The sequence below is a fragment of the Aquimarina sp. 433 genome (assembly GCF_054054605.1).
The window spans coordinates 484,982-491,400 of sequence record NZ_JBSWZK010000004.1; the positions used below are offsets into that span (position 1 = coordinate 484,982).

Consider the following 6,419-nt stretch of genomic DNA (forward strand, 5'->3'; position numbering starts at 1 on the left):
TAATTCGCTATTATTAAACGGCAAAAATACATTAATTTTGCGCCCTATGCTAAAAGATTCTACAATGTGGTATGCATCTTGGTTTGATACACCATATTATCATATATTATATAAAGATAGAGGTCATGAAGAAGCGCAGCAATTCATGGACAACTTAAGTAATTATTTAAATCTAGAACCTGGAGAAAAATTACTTGATCTTGCTTGTGGAAAAGGAAGACATAGTATCTATCTTAATCAATTGGGTTTTGATGTTACAGGAGTGGATTTATCGAAAAATAGCATAAAATATGCTTCTCAATTTGAAAACGAAACACTGAGATTTAGAGTACATGATATGTCTAAGCCTTATCATGAAAAGTTTTCTGGAGTTTTTAATCTATTTACGAGTTTTGGATATTTTGAAAAAGAAGAATGCAACCTAAGCACAATTAAAGCTATAAAATCAAATTTAAACGAAACTGGATTTGGAGTAATTGATTTTATGAATGTAGATTATGTTATTGATCATCTTGTACCAGAAGAAACTAAGGAAGTATCAGGAATTACCTTTCATATAAAAAGATATGTGAAAGAAGGATACATCCATAAAGAAATTAGATTCGAAGACAATAATGAAGACTACTTCTTTACAGAGAAAGTAAAAGCAATAACATTAGAAGATTTTAAAGCATACTTTAACGAAGCTAAAGCAGATTTAATTGACATCTTTGGAGATTACCAACTCCAAAAATTTCACAAAACCAATTCTTCTAGACTCATTCTTATTTTTAAATAGTGTATCACCACATTTTTTCCATATTAGCAGTTTTCGTAGGATCTTTAATTGTATATATATTTAAGCCTAGTAATCAGAAAAACCTAAAATTACTTTTAGCATTTAGTGGTGCTTTTTTATTAGCAATTACTATATTCAATTTATTACCCGAAGTTTTCGAAGATCATCAGCACGCCAAACAAACAGGTGTTTGGATTATGATTGGAATTCTTCTGCAAAAGATATTAGAGTATTTTTCGAAAGGTGCAGAACACGGACATATTCACCTTCAGAAAAAGACAACAAGAATCCCTAAATTGTTATTTATAAGTTTAGGTATTCATGCGCTTTTAGAAGGTTTTCCTATTCATCATACAGAAGGAATACTTGTGGGAATTATAGTTCACAAAATTCCTATTGCTATGATTCTAACAACATTTTTAATTAATACTCAAATAAAAAGAACAACCATACTTGGTTTACTTTTCATTTTTGCTTTAATGACTCCTTTGGGAACATTGATTTCGGAACATTTTGAAGCCGTACAAAAATATTATAAGGAAATCACAGCTCTTGTAATTGGTATTTTTTTGCATGTATCTACAACCATATTATTTGAAAGCAACGAAGGCCATAAATTTAATATTACTAAATTGATGGTTATTCTAGCGGCCACAGCATGTGCTTATATTATATAGTATGTTTAGCAAAGAGGAATCGAAAAAAATAAGACAGGAATTTTGGACCAATTTTGGGATTGAGTATCCAAGAAAATGGTTGTTGTATAACACCAAAATTAAAGATGTTACACTTAAGTTTACGTTTACTACCAAAATTGCTCAAGTATCTATTGATATTGAACCCCATGATAATCTTATTCGAGCATATTATTATGATAAATTTTTAAGTCTGAAGAATATTCTTAAAGAAGAATATATTAGTGACATTATCTTTGATGAACAATATATTCTAGAAAACGGTAAAGTAATTTCTAAAATATATATCGAGTTACCAGATGTAAGTATTCATAACAAAAAAACATGGGAAACAACGATGAAGTTTCTAAACACTTACATGGACAAACTTGAAAACTTCTTTTTAGAATACAAAGACATTATCCAAGATTAACATTATGGCATTTTTAAATATTTTTTTATAACAATTTTTTAATTTTAGCACTAAAATTTTAATAAATTCTCATTTTTAGTAGTTTTTCTTATCTTAGGAGTAACTAAAACACAAACTCAATAATTATGAAAAACTATGTTAACTCCATAGCAATTATGCTATGTGCTTTTTTATGTCTTCAATGTACTAAAGACAACATCTCTCCCGAAGCTCAAGAAATTGGTCTAGAAATACAAAATGAAGATATGCTATCTGGTAAGTTAGACACTAATAATAGTACTATCGAGTATTCTGTAAAAGCAATATCTGAGCTTGAATTTAAAGTATCAATATCTATTGATAAACGGAACATTGATGCTCTCATTGATTTTAGTAAAGAAAAAATGAGCATTGATGGACATGACAATAATTTTTCTGAACTTCAAAAAGAAGCATTACTTAATACAGGAAAAATCATCTCAGACTACCTACTAGATTCTAAAAAGGGAGAAATCTCAATGGCAGAATATACATTACTAACTTTGATGGAATATTGGGGTAAATCACCAGTCGGGTATATCTATTCAAAAAGGAGTATTCAATCACCATCAAATTCTATGAATTTAAAAAGTAGAAATGAAGGAATTACTTGTATCCGTAAAAACACATATGTAACGGCAGAATATGATGATTCTAATGGTAATCATAGAGATCGTGTAAAAGTCGGAAGTAAACCAAGAAGAAACTATGGTTGCATGGGAAGATGTGGAGCTGATTGTGGAAGATGGTGGATTCCTAGTGCCTGGACAAAAGATTGTATGGATCATGATCAATGCAGTAATGTGAATAATGCAAGTGGCGGAAGCAGTGATCGTAATTGTGGTGATGAGTTTAATGAAGCAGCCGATGATTATGTATTTGGTGTCATTCGTGGATGCCGAGGATAAACTTCAATTATAAAGTACTACTTACTATATCAGGCAAATTTCACTAGCCTGATATAGTATTATCTTAAATAACAAACTTCCAAATAAATATGAAGTGAAAAACACTTCCTGCCAGAACAAAAAAATGCCAAATCACATGATTAAAATTTAGCTTTTTAACCGCATAAAAAATAATCCCAACAGTATAAGCTAAACCTCCATAAATCAAATACATGATTGCATTTTTACCAACTGTTTCTGTAAGTTGCGAAAAATCTATCACAATTAACCATCCCATTAATAAATAAAGAAGAACCGACACAACTTCGTATTTACCAGTGAAAAACAACTTCAAAATTGAACCTAATAGTGCTAACGACCAAACTAAGATAAAAAGCAACCATCCCTTACTATGTACTAAAGCTATTAGGGTTACAGGAGTATAAGTTCCTGCAATTAATATATATATCCCTACATGATCCATGATTCTTAATTTATTCTTTAAATTAAGATCTCTTATATAATGATATAGTGCAGAAGAAAAATATAAAACAATTAAAGATACTCCATATATGCAAATTGAAAATTTGCTGAAAGGTGTTTTTCCATTATCATAAAATATCAATACAAATAGACCTAATATTGACATGATAAATCCTAAACCATGACTTAACCAATTCCACTTTTCTTCTAAATCAGATTGTTGTTTCATTAAACACAAAAATAAAAAAGTGATTTGTACTTACTCAAATATATTACTTGTAAATATCAATTAATTATGTAAGAATAAACTTATTTTAAATATCATAAAACGTAAAAAATTACACTTTAACCGTATTTAATAAGTATTTAAACCGTTATTTTGTTTTTTTTAACTATATTTGATTGCCCTAAAATCTGTCATAAACAATGAAAAGTACTAAAATAGCCCAGTATTTTATATGTTTCGTATGTATTAATCTATTTCATTCTACCATATACGCAAATCAATATGAAGAAATGTCATTTTCGGAACTTACCTGTACAATTACAGATACCGAAGAACATTTAAACTCCATTGGAAGAGCTAATGGTGTTATGATAATTGAAAGGATTATTGATGTTTCTTCTAAATTCAATAGTCAACAAGAATATTATATTAAGGGGTATGCATACAATTTACTAGGTAATATTTATTATTCAAACAAAGAATACAAAAAAGCCCTAAAAGAATATAAAGTTGCTGAATTATTTATAAAAGAACTGAAGGATAATTCTGAACTTACCATAGATGTAAACAACAATCTTGCATTAGTATATCTAGAAGGCTTTAATAAACCTGGAAGAGCTTTAAAAAGAATCAAAGAAATCTACAAATATTCTGAAGATTTAGACATGCATTCCTTGCATGTAGTGGAACTTAATTTGGCAAACATTTATTTAAAAACAAGAAATTATAGAAAAGCATATTCTTTATTAGAGAAATGTCAAAAATATTTCAGAAACAATTCACAATACCCAGTTAATCTATTAAACACTTATACTAGGTTTGGAGAATACTTTGTGATTCACAAAAACTATAGCAATGCTATACGGTATTTCGAAATGGCTGCCTCAATTGCAGAAAAAAACAAAATGTTCAGACAAGCTATGACTGTTTACAAAAAGTATGAAGATTTGCTTGTTAAACTAGGAAGGCAAGATAGAGCCTATGCCATTTTAAAAAAATACACAACACATCATGAAACTGCACTAGAAATAGAAAAATTAGAAAATAATGAGTTTAAAGAAAAACTAGTTGTTAGTAATAAGAATAATACTATACAAACAGAAAAAGCAAAACAGTCACAAAAAATTTCAATTTTCACATTATCCTTATTAGTATTATGTTTGATTCTGTTTTGTTTCTTTATTTATAATCATAGAAAAACAAAAATTCTAGGTGAATCTTTAGCCATTAGGAATAAAGAACTTAAAATTTCCAAAGAAAAGTCCGACAGATTAGCTGCTGTTAAAACAAAGTTCATTTCTACTGTAAGTCATGAGCTTAGAACTCCGTTATATGGAGTAGTTGGTTTATCTTCTATCCTTATGGAAAGAATTAAAGATGAAGAAAATCATAAATTTATAAAACTAATGAAATTCTCTGCGGATCATCTACTAAACCTTATTAATGACGTATTACAAGTAACAAAAATGGAATCTTACGAGATTACATTAGATAAAACTAGTTACAATATAAAAGGATTGGCAGATGATATCAAAAACTCATTTGAATATCAAGCAGACAAAAATGGAAATACATTACACTTAAATTTTGATGAAAAAATTCCACATCACTTGATTGGAGACCAAGTAAGATTATCTCAAATTTTTATTAATCTTATTAGTAACGCAAATAAATTTACCAAAAATGGAAACATATGGCTGAATTTTATCAATCCAATTGTAAAAAACAACAAAGTAGAAATCACATTTGAAATAAAAGATGATGGAAGAGGTATTCCATTAGACAAACAAGAAATAATATTTGAAAAATTTTCTCAAGCGGATGCCAAAGATCACACTACAGGAACAGGTTTAGGTTTACATATTGTAAAAAATTTAGTAAATCTTCATGGAGGCGATATAAAAATCAACAGTACTCCAGGTAAAGGAACTACATTCTATTTTACGGTAGATTTTGAGATTGATACAACTAAAGAAAATAGTAGTCCTATTAACAAACAAAAAGAATGTATTCCTCTTTTAAATAAAGAAGACTATAAAATACTTATTGTTGAAGACAATAAAATAAATCAAATTGTAACTAAGAATGTTCTAAAAACTAAAGGTTATCCTTCAGAAATCGCTGATGATGGTCTAATAGCTACGCAAATGGTTAAGGAAAATCATTACGATCTAATTCTTATGGATCTGAACATGCCAAATATGGGAGGTATGGAAGCAACTAAAATAATTAGAACATTTAACCCCACAGTTCCTATCATAGCATTAACAGCATCTGACACACAAGATACTGTACAAGCAATTTTAGACCCGAACTCAGGTTTCAATGATTTCTTAAGAAAACCCTATAAGAACGAAGAATTCTTTAACAAAATTGAAACAAATCTAAATGGAGAAATTTCTAAGGCCTCCTAGATTTATATTATTTACCGCATTAAAGATATTAGCTACTGGTTAATATTCTCTTTTAAAAGTCCAAATTTCATTTTTAATTTGGGCTTTTATTTTTAAGATATAGCAATTTATAACACTTACCCCGTACCAATCAACAATCATCGAAAGTATTAATTAATTACACAAAGAAGAGCAATCAAGTATAAACGGTGGTTATCCATCGAGTTGTCCATCCAATGGCAGTGGTGCCACTGGTCATAGTTGTAGTGTTGCTTCTCAATGTAGACCCATTCTTCCTGGTTTTCCAGTAGCGCGTATTCGTGGTTGTTCTCTGAGTGCATTTTAGTTCTTTGCTGCTATTAGCAGTAAGTGGTATGTATTCTATACAGCTTCAGTTTACTACATAAAAAAACCCTTCATTGTCATAATGAAGGGTTTTCAAGGAAGGCGGCGACCTACTCTCCCACGATTGTAGTACCATTGGCGCTAACGGGCTTAACTTCTCTGTTCGGAATGGTAAGAGGTGA

General features: G+C 29.5%; 6 protein-coding genes and 1 rRNA gene. 5 read left to right on the plus strand and 2 right to left on the minus strand.

Annotated elements, in window-relative coordinates:
* Positions 1-46 precede the first annotated feature (46 nt).
* The 4 genes from ACWNT5_RS11520 to ACWNT5_RS11535 all read left to right on the plus strand — a co-directional run bounded on the left by ACWNT5_RS11520 (position 47) and on the right by ACWNT5_RS11535 (position 2,811).
* Positions 47-778: an SAM-dependent methyltransferase gene (locus tag ACWNT5_RS11520; RefSeq protein ID WP_456517394.1), complete on the plus strand. Its 732-nt coding sequence runs from the start codon at positions 47-49 to the stop codon at positions 776-778.
* A complete protein-coding gene (locus tag ACWNT5_RS11525) occupies positions 778-1,455 on the plus strand; it encodes a ZIP family metal transporter (RefSeq protein ID WP_366944342.1) in 678 nt (225 codons plus the stop codon). The genes ACWNT5_RS11520 and ACWNT5_RS11525 overlap by 1 nt, the downstream gene beginning before the upstream one ends.
* 1 nt (position 1,456) lies before the next feature.
* Complete coding sequence (locus ACWNT5_RS11530; RefSeq protein WP_299600082.1) at positions 1,457-1,885, plus strand: DUF4268 domain-containing protein; 429 nt, start codon at positions 1,457-1,459, stop codon at positions 1,883-1,885.
* Between the two features lie 125 nt (positions 1,886-2,010).
* Positions 2,011-2,811, plus strand: a complete 801-nt coding sequence (locus ACWNT5_RS11535; RefSeq protein ID WP_456517395.1) for a hypothetical protein — start codon at positions 2,011-2,013, stop codon at positions 2,809-2,811.
* 64 nt (positions 2,812-2,875) lie between these two features.
* On the opposite strand, the gene trhA is transcribed toward ACWNT5_RS11535, so the two are convergent.
* Positions 2,876-3,502: a PAQR family membrane homeostasis protein TrhA gene (trhA, locus tag ACWNT5_RS11540; RefSeq protein WP_456517396.1), complete on the minus strand. Its 627-nt coding sequence runs from the start codon at positions 3,500-3,502 to the stop codon at positions 2,876-2,878.
* A gap of 197 nt (positions 3,503-3,699) precedes the next feature.
* Here trhA and ACWNT5_RS11545 point away from each other — a divergent pair, with 197 nt between their 5' ends.
* On the plus strand, positions 3,700-5,913 hold the full coding sequence (locus ACWNT5_RS11545) for an ATP-binding protein (RefSeq protein WP_299600076.1): 2,214 nt from the start codon (positions 3,700-3,702) through the stop codon (positions 5,911-5,913).
* 421 nt (positions 5,914-6,334) lie between these two features.
* Here ACWNT5_RS11545 and rrf read toward each other — a convergent pair.
* Positions 6,335-6,419, minus strand: a 5S ribosomal RNA gene (gene rrf / locus ACWNT5_RS11550); the annotation flags it as partial.

Excerpts from the sequence above, each read along its gene's own strand:
- ACWNT5_RS11520 (WP_456517394.1), top strand. The coding sequence starts at position 47 with ATGCTAAAAGATTCTACAATGTGGTATGCATCTTGGTTTGATACACCA.
- ACWNT5_RS11530 (WP_299600082.1), top strand. The coding sequence starts at position 1,457 with ATGTTTAGCAAAGAGGAATCGAAAAAAATAAGACAGGAATTTTGGACC.
- ACWNT5_RS11535 (WP_456517395.1), top strand. The coding sequence starts at position 2,011 with ATGAAAAACTATGTTAACTCCATAGCAATTATGCTATGTGCTTTTTTA.
- trhA (WP_456517396.1), bottom strand. The coding sequence starts at position 3,502 with ATGAAACAACAATCTGATTTAGAAGAAAAGTGGAATTGGTTAAGTCAT.
- ACWNT5_RS11545 (WP_299600076.1), top strand. The coding sequence starts at position 3,700 with ATGAAAAGTACTAAAATAGCCCAGTATTTTATATGTTTCGTATGTATT.